This window comes from Enterococcus sp. AAFC-DPL-5146 (assembly GCF_058216635.1).
On the sequence record NZ_CM177103.1, the window covers coordinates 761,253 to 784,098 of the forward strand.

A 22,846-nucleotide genomic window follows, 5' to 3' on the forward strand; every position below is an offset into this window, starting at 1 on the left:
GAGTATGAAGAAAAAAATCTTTGGGATTTTTGGCCCAATTGTTATTTCAGTTGTTCTTTTAGCTATCTTTTTCTTTGCCCCATTTCAAATAGATTTAGACAGTAAACGAGTTCTAGAAGATGCATCTACTTCTATGGCAACGAATGTTCTAAGAGGAAATGCAATTAAAAATAAAGCAACTGGTTCAAAAGAATACGTGCCATTTTTTGGCTCTTCTGAATTAAGCCGTATCAGTGCGTTCCATCCTTCTGCATTGGCAGAAAAGTATGATCGAAACTATCGACCATTTTTATTAGGAGCACCAGGCACGCAATCTTTGACTCAGGCAATGATGATGCAGTCGATGGGAGAGAAACTTTCTCATAAAAAAGTAATATTTATTCTTTCACCTCAATGGTTTGTTAGAAATGGTGTGACAAATGATTATTTCAATGCCTATTTTTCTGATCTGCAAACATATCAGTGGGTTAACAATCTGGAAAAAGTAACAGAAGATGATAGATATTTGGCCCAACGTTTGATGGATTTTCCCAAAGTAAAAAAAGACAAACGTTTAAGTCGTGCACTTGATAGTATCAAAGAAGGCAATTTGCCAAATTCTTCTGATAAAAATTATATCAGCTTGATGTTTAACATGTTCTCAAGAGAAGATGAACTTTTCGGAAAAATTGGTATGGTGAGTAAAGAACAAGCCCTTAAAAAGGCAGAAAAGCGCCTGCCTGGAATATATAATGATGCTGAGTTGGATAAATTAGCCGTTGAGATTGGTGAAAAATCAACAAATAATAACAAGTTTGAAATTTCTAATTCATTTTACAATAAGCGTGTGAAAAAGCATTTAAATGATTTAGAAGGGTCACAAAAAAATTGGGACTATCGTTTTTCACCTGAATTTTCTGATTTGCAATTGGTCTTAAGTCAACTGGCTCAGGATAATGCAGAAGTGTTGTTTGTTATTCCTCCTGTAAATAAACATTGGACTGACTTTACAGGACTTTCCCAAGAAATGCTCCAAGGCTTTGCTAAAAAAGTTAAATATCAATTGGAAAGTCAAGGGTTTAACAATATTGCCGATTTTACCAAAGAGTCTGGCACACAATATTTTATGGCAGATACGATTCATTTGGGATGGCGAGGTTGGCTAGCTGCGGATCAAAGAATTCAGCCGTTTCTTGAAAACAGTTCTGCTAAAGAGCCCAATTATAAGCTTGAAGAATCATTTTATTCAAAAGAATGGCAGCAAAAAAATCCGGACGATATAAAAGAGTAACTGATTATGTTTAACAGAAGGAGTTCTTTTTATTCCGGATGTTTATCCAGATTTTATGTGATTAGGATATGACTCAAAGAGTTATTTCCCAATCACTTTTTTTGAAGGAAAAGCTAGCTCCGATGGATTGTGTGTGAAGTATACTAAAAGTTAAAGAGCAAATTAAAACCAGATGAATGGTATAATACAATTGAATATAAAAAGAGAAGGGAGTTTTATAATTTGGATCAAAAAGAAGAAAACATGTTGATTGAATTAACAAGTGCTAAAGGAGTTCCAGGAAATGAAGGGGAAGTCAGAGACTTGTTTAAAAAATATGCGGAACCTTATGCAGATAAAATCATGTATGATGGTTTAGGTAGTATTATCGCCAAACGAGTGGGTGAAAAAGAAGGCCCAAAAATCTTTTTCTCAGGTCACATGGATGAAGTTGGCTTTATGGTTACACAAATAACAGAAAAAGGTTTTATCAAATTCCAGACACTTGGCGGCTGGTGGGGTCAAGTTATGTTGGCGCAACAAGTGCAAATCAAAACGAGTAAAGGCAAGTTGATTCATGGTGTGATTGGTTCAAAACCGCCTCATGTTTTAACTTTAGAAGCTAGAAAACAGCCTTATGATGTAGCTGAAATGTTTATTGATATTGGTGCATCCAGTGATAAACAAGTAGCTGAATGGGGTATAAAACCCGGAGACATGATTACACCATATATTGAATACCGTCGTATGAATGATACGAAATTTATGTTGGCTAAAGCTTGGGATAACAGAATTGGTACGGCTGTATCATTAAAAGTTCTGGAAAACCTTGCTAAAGAAGGACATCCTAACATCTTGTTTGCAGGAAGTGATGTACAAGAAGAAGTTGGGTTACGAGGAGCGCAAACAAGCACGCATTTAGTTAATCCAGATATTGCTTTTGCACTAGATACTGGAACAGCTGGTGATACTCCTGGAATGACGCCAAAAGAAGCAGATTCTGAATTAGGCAAAGGACCGCAAATTTTGATTTTCGATGCATCTATGATTCCTCACAAAAAATTGCGTGATTTTGTAATACAAGTTGCTGAAGAAAATAATATTCCGTTTCAATATACAGTCATCACAGGTGGTGGAACAGACGCAGGCAGAATGCACTTATCTAGAAATGGTGTACCATCATTAGCAATCACTGTTCCTGTTCGTTACCTCCATTCACATACATCAATGATTCATGAAGATGATTACTTAAACACAGTTAAATTAGTTACAGAAGTAGTAAAACGCTTAGATCAAGAAGCAGTTGACAAAATTCGTGAATATTAAATTATAAAGGATGGTTCAAATGAAAAGTCAAATTACGAATGCAATGCATAGAGAACAAGCTCGTATATCATTAAAAACACAATGGGGAACGATGGCTTGGATCACATTTTTAGCCGTATTTATGCGTTTTATTATTGGTTCAGTCGTCAGCAGCTTTGCTAACTTACCGCAAGATAGTGCAGGAAGCAATGTTATTTCCTTTTTATTGAATAACTTCATTTTCTTTGCAATTACTTACGGCACTTATTATTGTGCGTTACAAGTATTACGAGGAAGAAAAGTCAAAGCAGGCATGTTAACAACAATTTTTCAAGGGAAATTTTATGTTCCAATGTTAGTGATTAATTTCATTCAATACCTTGTTGAATTAGTGTTAAACTTTGTTGTTTTATTACCAGTACTTCTTTCTTATGGAACAGTTATGTATTTTGGATTAATGTTTAACACTGTTTCAGTTGAGCAATTTCAATCAGAAATGGCTGGGAATATCTTATTAGGAGGACTATTACTAATTTTCGCATTTTTAATGATTCTAGTTGGTGTGTTTATTAGTGGCGTTTTCCAATTTGCTGTTTGGGTAAAACTTGATGATCCTGAATTATCCGTAGGTGATGCAATCAAATATGCCTTGTTCTTAATGAAAGGACGCTTTGGTCAATATTTGTTGCTACAAATTTCATTTATTGGTTGGTTTATTATTGGTGCTTTAGTTTTAGGTATCGGTTTATTATGGGTGATACCTTATCATGATGTAGCGATTGCAAGTTTCTACGATACAGCGCGTGAGGAAAAAGGGGCTCCAGCAATAGTTGAATAAAAATAGAAAAGCAGAACGATCTTTTATTAGATTGTTCTGCTTTTTGACTATGAATTAGAAGAAGCGGCGTAGCAACAAGGTGAGAGAAAACATCATTTACTTTGATTCAGAAGTATAAATAATTGTCTCTATTTTCCTTTTTTATGTTACCATTAAGTAGAAAATAACTAAGGAGGGCGATGAAGTTGAAAATAACTGTTTTAGGCTGTTTAGGTGCATATCCTTATAAAGGAGAAGGAACCAGTTCTTACTTGTTAGAATCAGATGGTTTTAAGCTATTGTTAGATGCTGGAAGTACAACGTTAGTCAACTTAGAAGAACATCTCGATCCGCTAGCATTAGACGCTGTGATCTTATCCCATTATCATTACGATCATATTGCTGATTTAGGTGTATTGCAGTATTATCGTCAATTATATCCAGTGTTGGAGCCAACACCTGTTTTGCCTATTTATGGACACACAGATGACGCCATTCATTTTGAAGCACTTAATATGCCTGGTGTATCTGAGGCAATTCCCTATTTTGAAGCAGAAGAGTTAAAATTAGGTCCATTTCTTGTGACATTTATGAAAACAATCCATCCTGTACCTTGTTACGCAATGCGATTTGTAGAAGAAAAAACAGGAAACGTATTTGTTTATACTGGGGACTCTGGTTATTTAGAAAGCTTTGTGGAATTTGCAAAAGATGCAGATGTCTTTTTAGCGGATACTTACTTATTTGAAGGAAATGAAAAGCATCATGCACATTTTACCTCAAAAGAATCAGGTGAAATTGCTAAGGCTGCCCATGTTAAAAAATTAATTTTGACTCATTTGCCTCAACACGGTTCATTAGAAGAGCTAAAACAACAAGCAGAGAAAGCTTCTGGAAATCAAGTTTCTGTCTGTTTAGCAGAGAAAAATTTAGTTATCGAAATTTAAGGAGTGGTGAACAGTGATTTTTGTACCAAATGAAAACAATGACCCTAGAGTCAACTTAGCGATCGAAACGTATTTATTGAAAGAAAAACCTCTAGATGAACCGCTTCTATTATTTTATATCAATGACCCATCAATTATTATTGGGCGTAACCAAAATACGATTGAAGAAATCAATAAAGAATATGTAGATGAACATGGTATTCATGTAGTTCGTCGATTAAGTGGCGGTGGTGCTGTCTATCACGATCACGGGAATCTAAACTTTAGTTTTATTATGCCTGATGACGGGAACTCTTTCCGTGATTTTGCCAAAGTCACGCAACCTATCATTCAAGCATTGCATGATCTAGGTGTTTCTGGTGCGGAATTAAAAGGCCGTAATGATTTAGTTATCAATGACATGAAGTTTTCCGGAAATGCGATGTATGCAACAACTGGTAGAATGTTTGCTCACGGCACATTGATGTTTGACAGCGACATTGATGAAGTAGTGAATACCTTAAAAGTCCGCAAAGATAAAATTGAATCAAAAGGCATCAAATCAGTTCGATCACGGGTAACCAACATCAAACCATTTTTACCAGCAGATAAGCAAGAGATGACGACAGAAGAATTTCGTGAAGATATTTTATTGAAAATCTTTGGTGTTGATTCAGTTGACCAAGTGAAAACTTACCAGTTGACGGATGAGGACTGGGAAAAAATCAATAAAATCTCTGATGAATATTACCGTAATTGGGATTGGAACTACGGTAAATCACCAGCCTTTAACTTAGAACGCCACCAACGCTTTCCAATAGGTTCTATCGATGCTCAAATGAATGTTGAAGACGGAGAAATCAAAGAAATAAAAATCTTTGGAGATTTCTTCGGATTAGGTGAAATCAAAGATGTAGAAGATATTTTGACTGGTACTAAATATGAAAAATCAGCAATCCAAACAGCTGTTGATAAGATCGACATTAAAAAATATTTTGGTAATATTGAAAAAGAAGATTTAGTTACATTACTTTATTAAAAATAAAAGAATATACGTAGATTATAGAGAGAGACATTCATTTGTTTCTCTCTATAGTTTTTTTCAGTACTCTAAAAATGCTAGTTAGTAAAACAATGTAGTTGACAATTCTCCTACTTAATTATACTATATACCTGTACTTTATATTACTAAGTAGCGTGAGGATACAATACTCGTAATTTTGTATAAAAGAAAGTAAAGGTGATAAATACTATGAACGGGATTACAGAAATGCTCAAGGGTGTGTTAGAAGGCGTTATTCTAGAAATTATCAATCGACGTGAAACATATGGTTACGAAATAACGAACAACCTACAAGAATATGGATTTGAAGATATCGTAGAAGGGACGGTTTACACCATTCTGTTGCGCTTAGAAAAAAAGAACCTAGTTACTGTTACGAAAAAAAAATCAACGATTGGTCCAATGCGTAAATTTTATTCATTAAACGAGAACGGACAAAAAGAACGTGAGCTATTCTGGCAACGTTGGTCATTTATTTCAGGTCAAATAGAAAAACTAAAGGAGGGAAAAGACAATGAAAAATAAAAATATTTTTCAGTATCTTAAACAAGTACACGCAGAGAAGATCAAATACAATGAAGAGATGGCACGCTTAAAAAAGCTTCCGGCAGAATATCAAATTGTTTATAAAGAAATTCAAAAATTTTTATGGGAGTTTACAGCAGGTGATGGCATGGAAATGTTGCCGGCAATGTTAGATTTGCTTGATTTCTTTGAAGAAGGTGCGACAAATAATATTCCAGTCTTAGACTTAGTTGGGGAAGATGTAGGATCTTTTGCAGAAAATACGCTATCTGAAATGCAAGGAAGAACTAGAATAAACGAATTAAAAAGAAAAATGAATGAAAGAATTGCAAAAAAACTAAGGAATGAATAGAGCTTCTTTTTGCCTAACTGGCTTCAATTATTTTAAGGTGTTGAGATTGCTAGTTGCTTCATTTTCTTTTTGACATCAATTGTATCTATTCGTATAATAAAGAAGCGAAAAGGAGCGAATAGTATGCGAAACGAAATGATGCATCGACCAGTTGTTAAACAAGAACTTGTTGATTTTATGCGAAATAAACAAAAAATGATCCAAGGCGAATTAGGTGTGATTGAAGAAGAAGCACATGAAGCAGGAATTCCCATCATTCCACATGAAACGGTTGTATTTCTACAGTTTTTCTTAGATCAAATCAAACCTAAAAATATTCTGGAAATTGGTACAGCGATTGGCTTTTCTTCTAGCTTGATGGCGCAATATGTTGGTGAAGATGGACATGTGACGACTATCGATCGTTTTGATGTGATGATCAGAAAAGCCAAGGCAACTTACGAACGTTTAGGTTTGACTGACAAAATTACTCTATTGGAAGGTCAGGCAGCAGAAATCTTGCCAACATTGACAGGACCATATGATTTTATTTTTATGGACAGTGCAAAATCAAAATATATTGAATTTTTGCCAGAATGTTTACGTTTATTACGAGTGGGCGGCGTGTTGATGGTTGACGATGTTTTCCAAGCTGGAACAATTTTAGATCCAATTGAAGAAATTCCTCGAAGTCAAAGAACGATTCATCGCAAATTGAACCAATTTTTAGATACAGTTATGACTCATCCAGATTTAACATCAACATTGTTGCCGTTAGGTGATGGAGTGATTATGATTACGAAAGAAAAAGAGAGTGTTTAAATAATAAAAAACTTAGATCAAAAGGAAGTTCTTTTGATTTAAGTTTTTTTATTTAACAGTAACAAATTACATGAATGACGGTATAGTTTCGCGTACTACTTAACCTCAATCAACACAGACAGAATTCAATTGACCTAGAAGAAGTTAATAATTATAATAGCTTTATATGTCATGTTTATATGTATATTTGTAAAGGATAGTATTGGAATCGTTTTTAGAATTAATAACCTAGAAGATAATTTCGCTATCCAAATATCGTAAATAAATTGAGGGAGCTATTATATGTCTGAGTTAGTATATGTCTATGTCGAACAAATTTACAGTCGAATAAAAAGGCAATCAATAAATTTTTCAAATAAGTATGCTGTGTCATATGACGGTGAAAAATTGCAAATAGAAGAAAAAGTAAGGACGTTACCCAAAAATTTTTGGGGAAGGAACATTTCCAATATTTCACTAATAATAGGTAAAAATGGTATTGGGAAAAGCAGTTTATTAGATTTAATTTCTTTTGGACAAAAAAATAGACCCAAATTTATTCCACGTGTTCAATTCTTTCAAATTTTTCATGTGGAGGATAATCTATTTTATTTTGAGGGAAGCAGTGCGCTTAAAAATAACCTGTTTGGTCAGCAAGCCCCAAATGCAAATGAGTTTTTCTTTGAGGTCACTCACAAGAATGAATTCATTGTTTATTCAACTGCAAATAGATTTGTAATGGATATCAATTATCAAAAATTGAGTCCTAGAATTGAATGGATTGATAAAAATAGTATAACGAATGAGTCGAATAAAAAAGTAAACCGTTATCTGAATAACTCTGTAGAAACAATTGATATTTTGAATTTTTTATCTGAGCAACAAAATGTATTCAAAAGTGAAAATGTTGTGGTGAAGATAAAGCAAAGAAAAAACTATAATAGATCAAGTGCAGACACGCTTTACTTCCTTTACCAAGGTTCAAAAAAAGATTTGGAACACAATGGAGAAGGATTTTCGCTTAATTCTGAAAATATTAATCGTCGACTAGGTGGAGGGCAGAACCAAACCTATTACAACAGAAACATTCAAGATTCAATATATGGCGAGTATAAAAAAGAGTATTTTATCTTAAGATTATTGGAAAAAGAAGTAATAGGTAGAATACAAGAAGCAGTCAACAAAAATAAATTATCGTTAGTAGAAGAAGTCCTTCATAGAAGGAGAGACCAATTTTATATTAAGTCTAGTCATAGTGAGGAATTGGTCTCTTTTGAAGAACAGTCAAAAATAAACTATAGGGATGAATTATCCATTAGAACGAAATACATGTTAGATATTTTATTTTTTTTACAACAACAACAAATTAGTAGAAAAAAAATAAAATCGACCTATTACTCTGAATTAGTCGACTTACTTTATGATTTTGACGATTCTTTTTTTGATACCATAAATATCCTTTCATTTAAGTTGATGGATTCTCATAATGTCAACACAAGATTGATTGCTGAACTATCTGAAGAGTATCGTGATGTGCTTCTTATGAAATTTAGAAATCTTAGTGATGGGGAAATGGTTTATCTCAATACCTTTGTGCAAATAAAAACAGCAGTTCACGAAAGTCGTAATTTACTATTAGTGCTAGATGAACCAGATTTAAATTTGCATCCAGAATGGTCAAGAAGGTTTATTCAGGATTTAGTATCGATTATAGATAATTATTCTAAAGGAAGCGTTCAAGTAGTAATGTCCTCTCATTCTCCATTTTTAGTCACTGATTTTCCAAAAGAAAATGTTTTTATGATTAGTGAAAATAAAAAAAAGAATGAAAAAATAATTCGACCAGCACACAAAAGTTTTGCTGGAAATCTTTATGATGTTGCGTTAGACAGCTTTTTCCTCGATTTTCCCATGGGAGAATTTGTAAGAAACAAACTGAATCATCTTGATAAACATAATCGACAAGAACAAGCAGAAATTATTAATTTAATTGATGATTCTATGTTACAAAATATTTTGATAGATTCTTATGAATTAAAAAGAGTAGAAAAGAAGGTTGATGGCAATGATTAAAATTGGCAGTCATCATTTTGAAAAAGACTCTATTAAAAAGATCTTGGAAGAAATAGAAAAAAATCTAGTCAATAATTACAAGAAAAAACATGAGAGCATATTAAAACTCTTCCTAAAAAATAATCATAAGACGGAAGAACAATTAATCCATGATTTGGTTTTTGTTGAGCTAACGGACCTTCTTAATAATTCTGACTATTATATTAATGAATACTGTCAATTTGTTTTGTGGAAAAGTGCTGCTAAGATTAACAAGGAAGATAACCGAAAAAATACCATGAACGAGTTAGAGTGTATTTTAGGTACAGATAACACATTAAAAAATAATTTTTTTCCAAATTTTTTACCCTATACTCTAGAAGAATATAGCTCAGCAAAAAAATTTAAACCTTATTTTGACCGTATTTGCTCAGACTTTGAAGCGATTCAGTTAAAACTTTCCGAGCTATTTTCCTACACCCAATTTCTTTTTCCTCATAGAATAAATTTACTGACGGATATGGAAGTAGAGCTATGTCCATATTGTAATAACCATACGATTATGACTGATGACCAAAAGAAAGTTTCCGAGGCTGATATGGATCATTTCTTGATTAAAGCAAAGTTCTCTTTATTTGGTGCATCCTTTGGGAATATATTACCTAGTTGTAAATCATGTAATAGTACGCACAAAAATATTAGTTTAATAGGAATCATAAACCCAAGAGTTGAAGGTTTTGGTAAAGGTGCAGTGTTTACCGTTAGTTATAAAGGAGTCGATGATTTACACACAAAAAAGGAAGATAAAATAGAGTCTGAGAATATTAAAGTGAAGTTTGCCATAAACGAAACAGATCCTAGTAAAAAGGAACGTATCAACAATTCGATTACTTTATTTAATTTAGAAAAACAATACAATACATCACCTATAAAAAAGGAAGTACGTAAATTATTCATAAATGTGAGAGATTGGAACAGTGTGTTTTATAAACAGGTTGTAGATGAATTTGTAGATAATAAAGACTATACTCAGTATATGTTCGAGAAAATAATGTGTTTTGAAAGTGGTTCATATGATACAGAGGATTTAGTTAACGTCTCTCGTATAAAACTAAAATATGACTTGTTGGAGAGATACATTGAAAATACCTATAAAGGTAAAAGCAGAAGGAGCTAAGTTCGTAATTTTTATTTGTAGCTAGTTTAATGATTCATTCATTATGAGTTTCTGGTATTTAATTTTCATTTAAGTTTCAAGGTGTACTCTTTCTCTATCAAAGGAGGAGAACATCATGAAATTTAGCCACAACACACAAAAATGGTTTTCCAAAATACTTTCGATTGTAGGTGTTGGTCTATTGATCTTTCTGTTATTTCAAAAAAGTTTAACCGCATTTGCTGATAAATTTACTTCATCAAATGAACCTGTGGAGATTCAAACTCCGACGATTTTTGTCCCTGGAACAAATGGCACGGTGAATCGATTTAATGGTTTAATTAAATCCTTAGATCCAAAAGCAGATGTCTTGAAAGTAATTGTAGCTACCGATGGAAGTGTGTCTTCTAAAGGGAAGTTAAGACGTTCAACTGAGCATCCAATCATCGTGATTGCCTTTAAAGACAGTAGTAATGAAACATTACCAGTCCAAGGGAAATGGTATCAATTAGCACTAAACTATATTCAAGAAAAGTACTCATTTGATGCTTACAATTACTTAGGACATTCCAATGGAGGATTAGTAATCACTTCTTATCTAGAAAATTTTCAACAAGCAGACGATCCTAAACTAGCTAAACTGATAACATTAGGAACACCATTCAATGACACTGGAAAAGCATATAATGATGCTGTTACCACGTTTACACAAGTAAAAGAAACTAGTGACTTACTTAAGAGTTACTTAGTAAATCGTGAAAACATTCCAAACACGATCAAAATGCTGAATATTGCAGGAGAAGTTGAAGAAACAGCTTCTGACAATACAGTGCCAGTCCAAAGTGTTTTTTCTGGAAGATATATTTATCAGGATCAAATAGCCGATTATCAGGAATTATTGATTCAAGGTAATAAGACCAGTCACAGCGAATTAGTAGAAAATCAGGAAGTTATTCGATTGTTAACAAATTTTTTCTGGTAGAATAAAGAGAACTAATCTTGTATTATTAGTTCAATGTGTAAAATGAAATAAGTAAACAATCACTTTTGATTTATCCGCGTTATTGAGAATGAAAGAGCTATTTTCTCAAAGAGAATACAAAAACAGCAAAAATAAAATACCTAAATTGGAATAATTATATTGACAGAATAATTTTAAATTGATACGCTAAGAGTATAGAAAAAAGAACTAGCTGTAAGGGCTAGTTTTTAAAATTAGGAGGAATATATAAATGAACTTAATCAACACAAAACTATTAGACTTTGAATGTGACGCTTACCAAGACGGTGAATTTATCAAAGTGTCAACAGCAGACATATTAGGTAAATGGAGTATTTTCTTCTTCTATCCAGCTGACTTTTCATTTGTTTGTCCAACAGAATTAGGGGACATGCAAGATCATTACGATCACTTAAAAGAGTTGAATTGTGAAGTTTACTCAGTATCAGAAGACAGCCACTTTGTGCATAAAGCGTGGGCGGATGCGACTGATACAATTGGTAAAATCAAATACCCAATGTTAGCTGATCCAAATGGAAAAATTGCTCGCTTTTTCGGCGTTCTAAACGAAGAGTTAGGTCAAGCTTACCGTGGTACATTTATCGTGAGTCCAGAAGGCGAGATCAAATCATACGAAATCAACGATATGGGAATCGGCCGTAATGCAGAAGAATTAGTTCGTAAATTAGAAGCATCTCAATTTGTTGCAAAACATGGTGATAAAGTTTGTCCTGCAAACTGGAAACCGGGCGAAGAAACAATTGCACCAAGTTTAGACTTAGTTGGTAAAATCTAAATAGATTAATAAACAGATGTAAGACTTCCTTTTTTAGGGGAGTCTTTCTTAAAATTTATAGATCAAAATAACGAGATGTACAAAAGGAGAACATATATGAGTCAAGAAATTTATGATTTGATCGTGATCGGCGGCGGTTCAGCAGCTTTATCAGCGGGGATTTATGCAGGTCGTGCAATGTTAGACACATTAATTATTGAAAAAGATAAAATCGGCGGACAAGTAACAACAACTTCTGAAATCGTGAACTACCCAGCAATTAGGGCAACAACTGGACCTGAATTGATGGAAGATATGCGTTTACAAGCTTTAGATTTTGGTGTTGAGTTTACCACAGATGAGATTGTTGACGTTGATTTAAGCCAAACAGTCAAAACAGTAAAATCAGCTACAAAAACTTATCAAGCTTACGCTGTAATCATTGCAACAGGGGCTTCCGCACGTAAAATTGGTTTCCCCGGTGAAGTTGAATTTACAGGACGTGGAATTGCTTATTGTTCAACATGTGACGGTGAATTCTTCCAAGGTCTAGATATCTTTGTACTTGGTGGTGGCTATGCTGCAGCTGAAGAAGCGGTTTATTTAACTCGTTATGGTAAATCAGTAACCATGATTATTCGTGAACCTGATTTCACTTGTGCCAAATTAACAGCGGAAGCAGCCAAACAACATCCAGATATCAAAATCGTCTATAATACTGAAGTGAAAGAAATAACAGGGGATGATTTTGTTCGTAAAGCTGTTTTTGTCAACAACGAAACAGGGGAAGAAACAACTTATGAAGCACCAGAAGGTAGTACTTTTGGTATGTTTGTTTTCGCTGGAAACAAGCCGAGCACAGAAATTTTTGAAGGCAAAGTCGAATTAGACCGCGGTTATGTGCCAACAAATGAAAATATGGAAACAAACGTCCCTGGTGTTTATGCAGCAGGAGATTTACGAATCAAAGAATTACGCCAAATCGTTACTGCTGTAGCAGATGGTGCAATCGCTGCAACGAATGCACAAAAATATATCACAGAAGAAAAAACAAAAGCAGGCTTGCCAATCGTCAATGAACGCATGGAGAAACGATTAGCTGAGCAACATGCTGCAAGTAAAAAAGAACAACCGAAAACAGAGAAGAAAGCAGCTAAAGCTACAAGTGGCAATAATACTTGGTTCCCTGATGCAATGAGAGAACAATTAGGTGGTATTTTTGGAAAGCTAACGAAGAACGTTACATTACTTCAAGTGATGGATAGTAGTGAAGAAAAATCACTAGAACTGAACTCATTCTTAACTGAATTTGCTTCACTAAGCGATAAGATCTTGTTAGAGTCAATCCAAAAAGGTGAGAAACCTGACTTAGAAATAAAATATGGGGTTGATAAATTGCCAAGTGTTGTTGTCTTAAACGATCAAGGAGACTACACTGGAATCAAATTTAGCGGTATTCCAAGCGGACATGAGGTCAATTCAATCGTTTTAGCTGTTTACAACGTGGGAAGCGCAGGACAACCAATTGAAGAACCTGTAGTCAATAAAATCAAAGAATTACCTAAAAAGAAAGTACAAATATTTGTATCACTGACCTGCCATTATTGCCCAGATGTTGTGGCTGCGTGTCAAAGAATTGCTTCTATCAATCATAACGTTGAAGCAGAAATGATCGATATCGGTGTTTTCCCAGAATTGAAAACAGAAAAGAAAATCATGAGTGTCCCTGCGATGATCATTGATGATAAGGATATTGTTTTTGGTTCTAAAAATATGGATGAGATTGTTGAGATTTTAGAAAAATAGATCCTTTATAACAAAGAAAAGCCAAATCAAAAGAACAATCTGTTCTTGATTCGGCTTTTCTTTATTTTATCGTCACTAGTTTTTTTAACGGTTCTACACCAAAATGTTTTTCTTGATACAACAAAATTTCAGCGCATGCTCGGCTATCTTCCAACGCATCGTGGTGATTATTCAATTGGATATCTAGATTCTCACAAATCGTGTTCAGCTTGTGATTTTCCATCTCTGGAAATAACTTACGACTCGTTTTCACTGTACATAGTGAAAGATAATTTGGTTGGTCAATCCCATAATAATCTAAACATCCAGTTAAAACACCCGTGTCAAAAGGAGCATTGTGAGCGACAACTAGGCTGTTGGGTTTAAAGCAACCTTGAATTTGCTTCCAAACATCTGGAAACTTAGGAGCATCCGCTACATCTTCTGGTTTAATCCCGTGAACTTGAATGTTTTTCCAGAAAAAATCCGTTTCCGGTTTGATTAGGGAATAATATTCATCAACGATTTTACTATTTTCTACTTTTACTAACGCGACAGAACAGGCACTATGCTTGGCATAACTGGCTGTTTCAAAGTCTATGGAATAAAAATTCATGTTCATTATCCCTTTCGATAAAATTAATTCATACATGCAGTATAACAAAATAAAAGACCTATAGTAAGTCTAATTCAAAAATATTAACAGAAACTAAATAAAAAACGAGAGAAAAATCTCTCGTTAAACGATAGTCAAATCAACTTCCACTGGACAATGGTCACTACCAGTAATTTCTGTATGAATCTTAGCACTAGTCAGAGCCTCTTTCAAACCATCAGAAACGACAAAATAGTCAATTCTCCATCCAGCATTATTTTTCCGAGCATTGAAACGATAACTCCACCAAGAATAAACGCCTTCTTGATCTGGATAGAAGTGACGGTATGTATCAATAAAACCGCTATCCAATAAGTCTGTAAATTTTTGACGTTCCTCTGGTGTAAAACCAGCATTTTTTTGATTGGTTTTCCAGTTTTTTAAATCAATATTTTGATGAGCTACATTTAAATCACCACAAAGAATCACTGGTTTTTCTTTACTTAGCTCATTTAAATATTCACGAAAAGCATCTTCCCAAGTCATACGGTAATCCAAACGTTTCAGCTCATTTTGAGAATTAGGCGTATAACAAGTAATCATAAAGAAGTTTGGATATTCTAATGTGATTAAACGCCCTTCTTGGTCATGCTCTTCAAGTCCCATGCCATAACGCACACTTAGCGCTTCCTCTTTTGCAAAAATCGCTGTACCTGAATAGCCTTTTTTCTCAGCGTAATTCCAGTATTGATAATAACCAGGTAGGTCTAAATCAATTTGCCCTTCTTGTAATTTTGTTTCTTGCAAGCAGAAAAAATCTGCATCTAATTCATTAAAAACCTCCATAAAGTTCTTCTTAACAACAGCACGCAGGCCGTTGACATTCCATGATATACATTTCATGTTCATTACTCCCCTCTACAAAAGCTACTTATTTATTTTCGTCTATCTTAGTTTAACATAAGCAGTATTGAATGTATGGAAAGTTGTTTAGTTACTTTTTAGTTAAATGAGCCATTACTTTTCCCTCCTGATCCAGCTTTTCAATTTTAGCTTGTTCAGCTTCCATCAATCGGAGAAATTCTCCAAAAAACGCATGAAACAAGTGAGCGCATGCATAATATTCATTTACGACACGTTTTTTATTGATTGGACCTGTACGAAATTGGAAGAAATGATCCAAAATAGCTAAAGGTTCTTGCCAAGACTGCAAGCGATCCAGTAAATCTTGTAAATCAGTAATATCTTGATAGGGAATTGCTTTGAGATGTTGACCTTCATTTTTCATTTCCAAACAGCTCCTTTTTTGAATGAACAAAAAATAGAAAATTGTCAGATGTTTAGGGGATATTTTTTTATTTTACAGAGAAAAAATATAATTTTTATTGTTGGATATCTAATTTACTTACGTTTTTCAATAAGATATACTATACATTAAGGCGGAAAAATAAAAGAGGTATGTATACGATGATTGATGTTAATGAAGGAGAAATCCAAAATCAAGCGACCAAAATTGGTTAAGCCAACGACAAATTAGCCATTTCCAAAACAGTGACCTTTTCCTCTGGAACAACTGTGCGGGGAAATGCCTTAGCAAATAGTACATTTGAGCAGTTAAAAGCCTCCTCCTCAACGATTCAGCAACTCTTAAATCGTGATACTGCAAATATCCAAAGCGCAGTATCCGCATTTAAACGGGCAGATTCACAAGTTCAACAACTATTTAAAACAACGTTTTAATCATTTTTTAGCTGAACGAGGATTATAAGAGGAGGAACCAATGAAAGAAAAAGAAATTAGAAAAAAGCGAATAGAGAACGAAGAAAAACAAGAAGAAAACACCCAAATAGCTACCTTGTTGGAGCGCAAAATGGAAGATTGCGGACAGTTATACGCAAGAGAACGCCAACAGAATGAACGACTGATGACCTATTTTTATCGCCAAGAAGAAGGTTCTTTTTTTGAAGACGTTATTGAAGATACACGGGTAGAAGAACGTCGTTTTTTTGATGAAATGAACGAGGGACAAGACACCCTAACAAAAGAAAAACGACAATTAGAGGATCAATCAGAGACCTTGTTTGAAGCAGAACTACACGCCCACAGACAGGAGGAAGATGCCAATGGTTAAAATGGTGATTGGTGAAGTAACAGCCCAAACCGAGCAAATCAAAGCCTTTGGGCAAGAGTACAGTCAGGCATTAGAAGCTGTCTCAAGCGCTACACAAGGAATCCAGTTGGTCGTTGGCATGAGTGGACAAGGGATGGACAGCATAAAAAACTACATTTCAAGCGTGTATCCAACCTTGTGCAAAGCCGCAATCATGCATAGTGAAGCGACAGTACAAGCCAACGAGAAGTATGTCAATGATTATATCGCACAGTGCGGTGGTGAAGACCTAGACTCAGAAGAACTAGAAGACCAGATTCGTGAAGCGGATCAAATGATTCAAGGATTTCAATCCTCTAAAGATAGCTTTGCTCAAGCCAAACGAAATTTATCCGATGATAATGAGCGAATGATGGGCAGGATATTCCAAGCCGCAATCAATCATATGGATGCGGGAATCACACGGAACCAAGCCAAGAAAGCGAAAATAGAAGAAAAGCTACGCAAATTTCTGGCATTCTGTGATAAGTCCACCAGTTATTTTGAAGGACTGAAAGGTTCGGAAGAGCTATTGTCTAAGGGGATGCAGGCGCTAGGAGTGGACGGTTCAGGCAATGTTGGTGCAGGCAGTTGGAATGGTAAAGGCTTTTCACTGAAAGACGCCTCTTGGATGAAAGATGTGAATAAGAATTGGAATGATCGTGTTGAGAGACGGGATAAGCAGTTATTAGAAGGTTGTCAAATTATTCGTGTATTTGACGAAAAATATAGAACGGATATGTACATCATCGAAAAAGATGGATATCGTTATAGGTTGAACGAGAATGAGTTATCCGCAGATTTAAAGAGTTTGATCAAAAAATATGGCTTAGATGTGTTAGAATTAAGTCCAACAGAAATGACGAAACGAGCGAATGATTTTCAGAAGAGTGGACGAAATTACTTTGGCGGTGATAAAGTCGGCATGCCAGGGTTTGGTGGTTTCTCACATGGACAGGATTTAGCAGGAAAAGTGCAGGAATCAGGACTGTGGGATGCGATGTGGGCAGTTGGGTTAACGGGAGCTGCGGTGAGGAATGCGCAGGTTTATGGTAAGAAAGCTAGTGGGGCTGGTGGTTTAGGTTCGGGGAATGTTGGGGACTTTACTAATTTACAAGGTTCTAGTGTAGACGATATTTTGTCTAGGATTCCTAAAGATGCTAATAAACGAGTTTTAACAGCTCAGCCAGGAAAAGTAACAGAAGGATTTGAATATACATGGAAAGCTTCTGATGGAACAAAAATGACTGTTAGAGTTCATGGACCAGATGCATCAGCACCAGCAGGAAGTAATGCTGCAAATGGTTGGGTTGCGAGAGTACAAAAAGGGAAGAAATATTTAGATCCTGTATCTGGAGAATTTCAACCGCCCGGGATATCGAGACCTAATAGTGAGTTTTATAATGAAGATCTTATAAATAGTACTCATATTCCGATTCAACCACCAAAAAAATAGAAGCAGGAGGAATCTAAATGGATTGGTTAAGTATTTTAAAAGATTCAGAAAAAAATAAGAATGATAAATTAGAAGCAGTAGGTTATATAAGAGATGTTTTAGATTATGGTGATGAACCAGATGATAAGGCTATAGAAATCATTGATAATTTAGCTGTTCAAGCTACATTACAAGATGATAATGATGTTAAAGAATCAATACTAGATGCAATGTTAGAAGGTTCGAAGGCTCCAGATGTTGAAAAATCAATTAATTTAAACCCAATCATTAACCACTTAAATGAATTTAATGATGAATGTTTGAGTTATATATTAAGTATGCTTGGGAATTCAGGGAATTTGAAATACAAAACAATTATTGAATCGTACAAAGATAACGCTAAGTTAGAAGAAGATGTTGAAGAAGCATTATCAGAACTGGATTATAGAATAAAAAAATAAAAAAGGCCCTCTATTACTCGACGGGAATCGAGAAAATAGAACCTTGACTAGTAACTCGCTAATCAAGTTGCCCATAGCTAACAGAAGCTAGCTGTATTTATTGTACTAAGATTCATAAATAAACAAAGAATACGGCTTAGATGTGTTAGAATTAAGTCCAACAGAAATAACGAAACGAGCGAATGAGTTTCAAAAGAGCGAACGAAATTACTTTGGCGGTGATAAGGTCGACATGCCAGGATTTGGTGGTTTCGCAAATGGACAGGATTTAGCAGAAAAAGTGCAGGAATCAGGCCTGTGGGATGCGATGTGGGCAGTTGGATTAACTGGAGCTGCGGTGAGGAATGTGCAGGTTTATGGTAAGATAGCTAGTGGGGTTGGAACAGAGATTGGAAAATATTTTGTAGAAACTTCAAATAGAGACCATTCCCCCAAAAATATAGTATGATAGACCTATCAACTATAGACTGCGAGGAAATTACATGAAAATCGGAATCATCGGCTTAGGAAATATCGCTCAAAAAGCATACCTACCTATATATGCCCAACTAAGAAACAAAGCAACCTTTGTACTGTCCACAAGAAATGAACAAACACGCAAAGAAATCAGTGGAAAATACGGCTTCAACGAAATGGTCTCATCTACAGAAGAATTGATTCAAAGTGGTATTTCAGCTTGTTTTATCCATGCAGCAACCAATGTTCATGGTCAATTAGTAAAGCAGTTATTAGAAGCTGGCATTCACGTGTTTGTAGATAAACCATTAAGCGAAAATCTAGCAGAAGTCAAAGAAATCCAAAGCTTAGCTACAGAAAAAAATCTATTATTAATGGTTGGTTTCAATCGTCGTTTCGCTCCTTTGGTTGAAGAACTGAAATCAGTGGAAAATAAAAATATGCTTTTGATTCAAAAAAATCGAATAGCATCAGAGCAGACAGCAAATTTTGTGACTTATGATTTATTTTTACATGTAGCCGATATTGCCGTATATCTTCTTGATGATGATATTAGACAAATTCAAACAAAAATCATCGAGGAAAATGGACTATTAAAAAGGGCCTTCCTTCATCTAGAAACTGAAACAACAACTGCAATTGTTTCAATGAATCTCTTTGCCGGCGCTAATACTGAAACGTATCAACTAACAAGTCCAGAAGGAACCTTTGTATTAGAAAATTTAACTGACTTAACACTCAAAACGCCACAAGGAATCCAACAAAAAGGTTTTACAGATTGGACGACAACGTTAGAAAAACGAGGATTCCAACAAATGGTGGAAGAATTTATCGAAGCAGTTAAAACAAATGACGGTACTCTTTTAAAACAAGAAAAAGTAGTCACTAGCCATGAGTTATGCGCACAAATGATTCGCCAACATCAGCAACATATTTTATAGACTCAGACTAGAAAGTTTCTCTTTAGCGTGCTAGAATAGATAGGATGTTTGAAAGAAAGGAACGACTTTCGATGAATAAAATTGAAATGAAAAATGAATTAACGGATATAACACTACTTTTTGATGAACCATTGATGAACTTTACCTTTACTAAAACTGGCGGACCAGTGGATGTATTAGCTTTTCCCAAGTCTAAAGATGAAGTGATTACTTTAGTTGAATACTGCCGAAACCATGAGATTCCTTGGCTTGTTTTAGGCAATGCTAGTAATTTAATCGTACGTGATGGTGGTATTCGCGGAATGGTGATCATGTTAGAAAATATGAAACAAGTTTCTGTTTCAGGAAATCAGATCATCGTTGAAGCTGGCGCAAAATTGATTGATACAACTTATGTTGCCTTAGATAAGAATCTGACAGGCTTTGAATTTGCATGTGGTATTCCTGGTAGTGTAGGTGGAGCTGTTTATATGAATGCTGGAGCTTATGGAGGAGAAATCACAGATGTGTTCACTTCTGTAGATGTTTTATTAGCGGATGGAACAGTCAAAACGTTGTCAAATGAAGAGATGCAATTCTCTTATCGCCATAGTGCTATTCAGGAAATGCATTGTATCGTTCTTGAAGCGACCTTTACCTTAGTTGAAGGCAATCATGAAAAAATCAAAGAGAAAATGGTTGAATTAACAGAACTAAGAGAATCCAAACAACCCTTAGAATATCCTTCTTGCGGCAGTGTTTTTAAACGACCAGAGGGACATTTTACAGGTAAATTGATTCAAGATGCAGGCTTACAAGGATTGAAATGGGGCGGTGCTCAAATTTCAGAAAAGCATGCGGGTTTTATCGTAAATATCGATCACGCAACAGCTACAGATTATGTGGAATTGATTGCCCATATCCAAGAAATGATTAAAGAAAAATTCGATGTTGTATTAGAAACAGAAGTACACATTATTGGTGAAGAAGGTTAAAAATATTATCTAGCTTCAAGAGCTAGTTTTTTGAGAAAAAGATAAAAAGTACATGAGTCAAAAACTACTCAGTTATTCATATCAAGGCTAAAAGAACTCTATCAGCTAAAAAAAGAAGCTTTTCATTTGAAAGGCTTCTTTTACTTACTTATTCAACATTTGCTTGTAAATCTTCAATCTCAACGACTTTGAGATTCTTACGTTCTAAGTTCTCAACGATTACTGCACACGTTTCTTCAGTTGTTTCTGCTGGTAACGTAATCAAAGTACGGCGGATAAATTCATCTTCACCGATGTCCAATGTAATACAGCTAGCGATACTACTGTGTTTTGCAATGATTTTCGTTATTGCTGCAAGGTCACCTTGTTTCCCTGTTGTAGCGATTGTCAATACATAACTACCACGTTGAACATTCCAAGATTGAGCAAGGATATTCAATAACGTACTATGTGTTAAAATACCATAGAAATAATTATTTTCATCCAATACAGCAATATAAGGAAGTTCCTTAATTGTAAAGAAAACTTTGAAAAATGAAGTATTCACAAAAATAAATTTCGTTGCATTTTTTAATAAATAAGTGACTGGTAAAGTCATATCTCCGCCATTTGCTTTGTGGCGATAGATGTGCATTTTATAGATATTTCCTCTAAAAATCTTTTCTGACTCATCTAAGATCGGCACACATCGGTAACCTGAATCTTCGAGGATTTTTAATGCTTCTTCCAATGTACAAGATTCATTTACAGTTGTAAGATTTTTCTTTTTGATAACAACGGATTTTAATAACATATTTTGACCTCCCGTAGGTTAAATTCAACTAACAAGCTAATGATAACATAATTTGAAAGAAAACCATAGTTTATTGAGTATCCATTGACATCTTACTAAAAGAATGATAATGTTATTGAGTAAATTTGTGAATAGAGGAGGTCGAACAATGGCAACAAAGAAATCAGCACTTGCTTGTTCAGTTTGTGGCTCTCGAAACTATTCTAAAGCCGTCAGTGAAGGAAAACGTGGAGAACGGTTAGAAATCAAAAAATTCTGTAAATACTGTCAAAAATACACGTTACATAAAGAGACGAAATAGATAATGGAGGGGTTCAAATGAAATTTTTACGTAGTGTTAAAGACGAAATGAAACAAGTAACATGGCCATCAAAAAAACAATTGCGCAAAGATACATTAGTAGTTATCGAAACATCAGTAATTTTTGCTGCCTTATTCTTTGTGATGGACACAGCAATCCAAACCGTTTTTGGTTGGATTCTTAAGTAATTCAAACTAGTAATTCATAGCGAATGGTGCTATAATTATTTTTGAGGAAAAAACTTCGGGGAACTGAGGTTTTTTTATTTTCACAAAAAAGAAAATGAGTCACAAGGATCTGCTTGTTACTTTTGATTTATTATTTTTATCAACTATAAAACTTAAAGGAGCCAAATCAAAAATGGAATCATTTGAAAAGAATTGGTATGTATTACATACATACTCAGGCTATGAAAACAAAGTAAAAGCAAATATCGAATCACGAGCACAAAGCATGGGCATGGGAGATTTTATTTTTCGTGTTGTTGTTCCAGAAGAAACAGAGACAGAAGTAAAAAATGGAAAATCAAAAGAGATCGTGCATAAAACATTTCCTGGTTATGTATTAGTAGAAATGACGATGACAGATGATTCTTGGTATGTTGTCCGTAATACACCAGGGGTTACTGGATTTGTAGGGTCACATGGTGCAGGAAGTAAGCCAGCTCCGTTATTACAAGAAGAGATCAACCATATCTTACGTTCAATCGGTATGAGCACACGCCAATCTGATTTGGATGTTGCTATAGGTGATACAGTTCGTATTATTGAAGGAGCATTTTCTGGTCTTGAAGGTGAAGTTATGGAAGTTGATGAAGAGCGTCAAAAATTAAAAGTTAATATCGATATGTTCGGTCGTGAAACAAGTACAGAATTAGATTTTGAACAAGTAGATTCAATATAAAAATAGAAGCTGGAATCGAAGTAGAAGGTAATGTCTGCTTTTGTTTCGCTGTT

The 22,846-nt window shown here is 34.7% G+C and carries 26 protein-coding genes and 1 pseudogene; 23 read left to right on the forward strand and 4 right to left on the reverse strand.

Annotated features, from left to right (window positions below):
- The first annotated feature begins 4 nt into the window (after positions 1-4).
- The 13 genes from dltD (at position 5) to AC4BB2_RS03510 (ending at position 13,806) form a co-directional block, all read left to right on the forward strand.
- Positions 5-1,270, forward strand: a complete 1,266-nt coding sequence (dltD, locus tag AC4BB2_RS03450) for a D-alanyl-lipoteichoic acid biosynthesis protein DltD (protein ID WP_490474662.1) — start codon at positions 5-7, stop codon at positions 1,268-1,270.
- Between the two features lie 222 nt (positions 1,271-1,492).
- Positions 1,493-2,575: a M42 family metallopeptidase gene (locus AC4BB2_RS03455; RefSeq protein WP_490474047.1), complete on the forward strand. Its 1,083-nt coding sequence runs from the start codon at positions 1,493-1,495 to the stop codon at positions 2,573-2,575.
- Between the two features lie 19 nt (positions 2,576-2,594).
- Positions 2,595-3,392, forward strand: a complete 798-nt coding sequence (locus AC4BB2_RS03460; protein ID WP_490474048.1) for a DUF975 family protein — start codon at positions 2,595-2,597, stop codon at positions 3,390-3,392.
- A 185-nt stretch (positions 3,393-3,577) separates the two neighbouring features.
- On the forward strand, positions 3,578-4,318 hold the full coding sequence (locus AC4BB2_RS03465; protein WP_490474049.1) for an MBL fold metallo-hydrolase: 741 nt from the start codon (positions 3,578-3,580) through the stop codon (positions 4,316-4,318).
- Between the two features lie 13 nt (positions 4,319-4,331).
- Complete coding sequence (gene lplA / locus AC4BB2_RS03470) at positions 4,332-5,336, forward strand: lipoate--protein ligase (protein ID WP_490474050.1); 1,005 nt, start codon at positions 4,332-4,334, stop codon at positions 5,334-5,336.
- A 213-nt stretch (positions 5,337-5,549) separates the two neighbouring features.
- Positions 5,550-5,885 (forward strand): PadR family transcriptional regulator, encoded by a 336-nt coding sequence (locus AC4BB2_RS03475; RefSeq protein ID WP_490474051.1) that lies wholly within the window; start codon positions 5,550-5,552, stop codon positions 5,883-5,885.
- Complete coding sequence (locus tag AC4BB2_RS03480) at positions 5,875-6,237, forward strand: DUF1048 domain-containing protein (protein ID WP_490474052.1); 363 nt, start codon at positions 5,875-5,877, stop codon at positions 6,235-6,237. Before AC4BB2_RS03475 ends, AC4BB2_RS03480 begins: the two co-directional genes overlap by 11 nt.
- Before the next feature lie 123 nt (positions 6,238-6,360).
- Positions 6,361-7,038: an O-methyltransferase gene (locus tag AC4BB2_RS03485; RefSeq protein ID WP_490474053.1), complete on the forward strand. Its 678-nt coding sequence runs from the start codon at positions 6,361-6,363 to the stop codon at positions 7,036-7,038.
- A 282-nt stretch (positions 7,039-7,320) separates the two neighbouring features.
- Positions 7,321-9,090 (forward strand): AAA family ATPase, encoded by a 1,770-nt coding sequence (locus AC4BB2_RS03490; RefSeq protein WP_490474054.1) that lies wholly within the window; start codon positions 7,321-7,323, stop codon positions 9,088-9,090.
- A complete protein-coding gene (locus AC4BB2_RS03495) occupies positions 9,083-10,246 on the forward strand; it encodes a hypothetical protein (RefSeq protein WP_490474055.1) in 1,164 nt (387 codons plus the stop codon). The genes AC4BB2_RS03490 and AC4BB2_RS03495 overlap by 8 nt, the downstream gene beginning before the upstream one ends.
- 115 nt (positions 10,247-10,361) lie before the next feature.
- The gene (locus AC4BB2_RS03500; RefSeq protein ID WP_490474056.1) at positions 10,362-11,207 is read left to right on the forward strand and encodes an alpha/beta hydrolase; all 846 of its coding nucleotides are present in this window, start codon (positions 10,362-10,364) and stop codon (positions 11,205-11,207) included.
- 250 nt (positions 11,208-11,457) lie between these two features.
- Positions 11,458-12,021: an alkyl hydroperoxide reductase subunit C gene (gene ahpC / locus AC4BB2_RS03505; RefSeq protein WP_490474057.1), complete on the forward strand. Its 564-nt coding sequence runs from the start codon at positions 11,458-11,460 to the stop codon at positions 12,019-12,021.
- 96 nt (positions 12,022-12,117) lie between these two features.
- Positions 12,118-13,806 (forward strand): FAD-dependent oxidoreductase, encoded by a 1,689-nt coding sequence (locus tag AC4BB2_RS03510; protein ID WP_490474058.1) that lies wholly within the window; start codon positions 12,118-12,120, stop codon positions 13,804-13,806.
- 61 nt (positions 13,807-13,867) lie between these two features.
- On the opposite strand, the gene AC4BB2_RS03515 is transcribed toward AC4BB2_RS03510, so the two are convergent.
- From AC4BB2_RS03515 to AC4BB2_RS03525, 3 genes are all read right to left on the reverse strand, one after another.
- Positions 13,868-14,401: a 3'-5' exonuclease gene (locus AC4BB2_RS03515; RefSeq protein ID WP_490474059.1), complete on the reverse strand. Its 534-nt coding sequence runs from the start codon at positions 14,399-14,401 to the stop codon at positions 13,868-13,870.
- 123 nt (positions 14,402-14,524) lie between these two features.
- Entirely contained in the window at positions 14,525-15,283 is a 759-nt protein-coding gene (locus AC4BB2_RS03520) for an exodeoxyribonuclease III (RefSeq protein ID WP_490474060.1), read from the reverse strand.
- A gap of 91 nt (positions 15,284-15,374) precedes the next feature.
- The gene (locus AC4BB2_RS03525; protein ID WP_490474061.1) at positions 15,375-15,668 is read right to left on the reverse strand and encodes a hypothetical protein; all 294 of its coding nucleotides are present in this window, start codon (positions 15,666-15,668) and stop codon (positions 15,375-15,377) included.
- Between the two features lie 245 nt (positions 15,669-15,913).
- Between AC4BB2_RS03525 and AC4BB2_RS03530 the strand changes: the two are divergent.
- From AC4BB2_RS03530 to murB, 7 genes and pseudogenes are all read left to right on the forward strand, one after another.
- Positions 15,914-16,120: pseudogene (locus tag AC4BB2_RS03530) on the forward strand (TIGR04197 family type VII secretion effector); the annotation flags it as partial.
- Between the two features lie 40 nt (positions 16,121-16,160).
- Entirely contained in the window at positions 16,161-16,511 is a 351-nt protein-coding gene (locus AC4BB2_RS03535) for a hypothetical protein (protein ID WP_490474062.1), read from the forward strand.
- Positions 16,504-17,985: a polymorphic toxin type 30 domain-containing protein gene (locus AC4BB2_RS03540; protein ID WP_490474063.1), complete on the forward strand. Its 1,482-nt coding sequence runs from the start codon at positions 16,504-16,506 to the stop codon at positions 17,983-17,985. The genes AC4BB2_RS03535 and AC4BB2_RS03540 overlap by 8 nt, the downstream gene beginning before the upstream one ends.
- Positions 17,986-18,002: 17 nt before the next feature.
- Positions 18,003-18,425: a hypothetical protein gene (locus tag AC4BB2_RS03545; protein ID WP_490474064.1), complete on the forward strand. Its 423-nt coding sequence runs from the start codon at positions 18,003-18,005 to the stop codon at positions 18,423-18,425.
- 142 nt (positions 18,426-18,567) lie between these two features.
- Positions 18,568-18,873, forward strand: coding sequence for a hypothetical protein (locus tag AC4BB2_RS03550; protein ID WP_490474065.1), 306 nt, complete (start codon positions 18,568-18,570; stop codon positions 18,871-18,873).
- Between the two features lie 34 nt (positions 18,874-18,907).
- Complete coding sequence (locus tag AC4BB2_RS03555; protein WP_490474066.1) at positions 18,908-19,822, forward strand: Gfo/Idh/MocA family protein; 915 nt, start codon at positions 18,908-18,910, stop codon at positions 19,820-19,822.
- A gap of 71 nt (positions 19,823-19,893) precedes the next feature.
- Positions 19,894-20,796 carry a UDP-N-acetylmuramate dehydrogenase gene (murB, locus tag AC4BB2_RS03560; protein ID WP_490474067.1) on the forward strand — a complete coding sequence of 301 codons (903 nt, stop codon included), beginning with the start codon at positions 19,894-19,896 and terminating at the stop codon, positions 20,794-20,796.
- Positions 20,797-20,944: 148 nt separating this feature from the next.
- Here murB and cbpA read toward each other — a convergent pair whose 3' ends face one another.
- Positions 20,945-21,589, reverse strand: coding sequence for a cyclic di-AMP binding protein CbpA (cbpA, locus tag AC4BB2_RS03565; RefSeq protein ID WP_490474068.1), 645 nt, complete (start codon positions 21,587-21,589; stop codon positions 20,945-20,947).
- Positions 21,590-21,737: 148 nt separating this feature from the next.
- On the opposite strand from cbpA, the gene rpmG reads away from it, so the two are divergent.
- The 3 genes from rpmG (at position 21,738) to nusG (ending at position 22,793) form a co-directional block, all read left to right on the forward strand.
- A complete protein-coding gene (rpmG, locus tag AC4BB2_RS03570; protein ID WP_069633969.1) occupies positions 21,738-21,890 on the forward strand; it encodes a 50S ribosomal protein L33 in 153 nt (50 codons plus the stop codon).
- 17 nt (positions 21,891-21,907) lie between these two features.
- A complete protein-coding gene (gene secE, locus AC4BB2_RS03575; protein ID WP_069633968.1) occupies positions 21,908-22,078 on the forward strand; it encodes a preprotein translocase subunit SecE in 171 nt (56 codons plus the stop codon).
- A gap of 172 nt (positions 22,079-22,250) precedes the next feature.
- Positions 22,251-22,793, forward strand: a complete 543-nt coding sequence (gene nusG, locus AC4BB2_RS03580; RefSeq protein ID WP_490474069.1) for a transcription termination/antitermination protein NusG — start codon at positions 22,251-22,253, stop codon at positions 22,791-22,793.
- Positions 22,794-22,846: the final 53 nt, after the last annotated feature.

Excerpts from the sequence above, each read along its gene's own strand:
- rpmG (WP_069633969.1), top strand. The coding sequence starts at position 21,738 with ATGGCAACAAAGAAATCAGCACTTGCTTGTTCAGTTTGTGGCTCTCGA.
- AC4BB2_RS03485 (WP_490474053.1), top strand. The coding sequence starts at position 6,361 with ATGCGAAACGAAATGATGCATCGACCAGTTGTTAAACAAGAACTTGTT.
- AC4BB2_RS03480 (WP_490474052.1), top strand. The coding sequence starts at position 5,875 with ATGAAAAATAAAAATATTTTTCAGTATCTTAAACAAGTACACGCAGAG.
- nusG (WP_490474069.1), top strand. The coding sequence starts at position 22,251 with ATGGAATCATTTGAAAAGAATTGGTATGTATTACATACATACTCAGGC.
- AC4BB2_RS03535 (WP_490474062.1), top strand. The coding sequence starts at position 16,161 with ATGAAAGAAAAAGAAATTAGAAAAAAGCGAATAGAGAACGAAGAAAAA.
- AC4BB2_RS03555 (WP_490474066.1), top strand. The coding sequence starts at position 18,908 with ATGAAAATCGGAATCATCGGCTTAGGAAATATCGCTCAAAAAGCATAC.
- ahpC (WP_490474057.1), top strand. The coding sequence starts at position 11,458 with ATGAACTTAATCAACACAAAACTATTAGACTTTGAATGTGACGCTTAC.
- AC4BB2_RS03510 (WP_490474058.1), top strand. The coding sequence starts at position 12,118 with ATGAGTCAAGAAATTTATGATTTGATCGTGATCGGCGGCGGTTCAGCA.
- AC4BB2_RS03460 (WP_490474048.1), top strand. The coding sequence starts at position 2,595 with ATGAAAAGTCAAATTACGAATGCAATGCATAGAGAACAAGCTCGTATA.
- dltD (WP_490474662.1), top strand. The coding sequence starts at position 5 with ATGAAGAAAAAAATCTTTGGGATTTTTGGCCCAATTGTTATTTCAGTT.
- AC4BB2_RS03525 (WP_490474061.1), bottom strand. The coding sequence starts at position 15,668 with ATGAAAAATGAAGGTCAACATCTCAAAGCAATTCCCTATCAAGATATT.
- murB (WP_490474067.1), top strand. The coding sequence starts at position 19,894 with ATGAATAAAATTGAAATGAAAAATGAATTAACGGATATAACACTACTT.
- AC4BB2_RS03475 (WP_490474051.1), top strand. The coding sequence starts at position 5,550 with ATGAACGGGATTACAGAAATGCTCAAGGGTGTGTTAGAAGGCGTTATT.
- AC4BB2_RS03540 (WP_490474063.1), top strand. The coding sequence starts at position 16,504 with ATGGTTAAAATGGTGATTGGTGAAGTAACAGCCCAAACCGAGCAAATC.
- AC4BB2_RS03545 (WP_490474064.1), top strand. The coding sequence starts at position 18,003 with ATGGATTGGTTAAGTATTTTAAAAGATTCAGAAAAAAATAAGAATGAT.
- cbpA (WP_490474068.1), bottom strand. The coding sequence starts at position 21,589 with ATGTTATTAAAATCCGTTGTTATCAAAAAGAAAAATCTTACAACTGTA.
- AC4BB2_RS03490 (WP_490474054.1), top strand. The coding sequence starts at position 7,321 with ATGTCTGAGTTAGTATATGTCTATGTCGAACAAATTTACAGTCGAATA.
- AC4BB2_RS03495 (WP_490474055.1), top strand. The coding sequence starts at position 9,083 with ATGATTAAAATTGGCAGTCATCATTTTGAAAAAGACTCTATTAAAAAG.
- AC4BB2_RS03500 (WP_490474056.1), top strand. The coding sequence starts at position 10,362 with ATGAAATTTAGCCACAACACACAAAAATGGTTTTCCAAAATACTTTCG.
- AC4BB2_RS03520 (WP_490474060.1), bottom strand. The coding sequence starts at position 15,283 with ATGAAATGTATATCATGGAATGTCAACGGCCTGCGTGCTGTTGTTAAG.
- secE (WP_069633968.1), top strand. The coding sequence starts at position 21,908 with ATGAAATTTTTACGTAGTGTTAAAGACGAAATGAAACAAGTAACATGG.
- AC4BB2_RS03515 (WP_490474059.1), bottom strand. The coding sequence starts at position 14,401 with ATGAATTTTTATTCCATAGACTTTGAAACAGCCAGTTATGCCAAGCAT.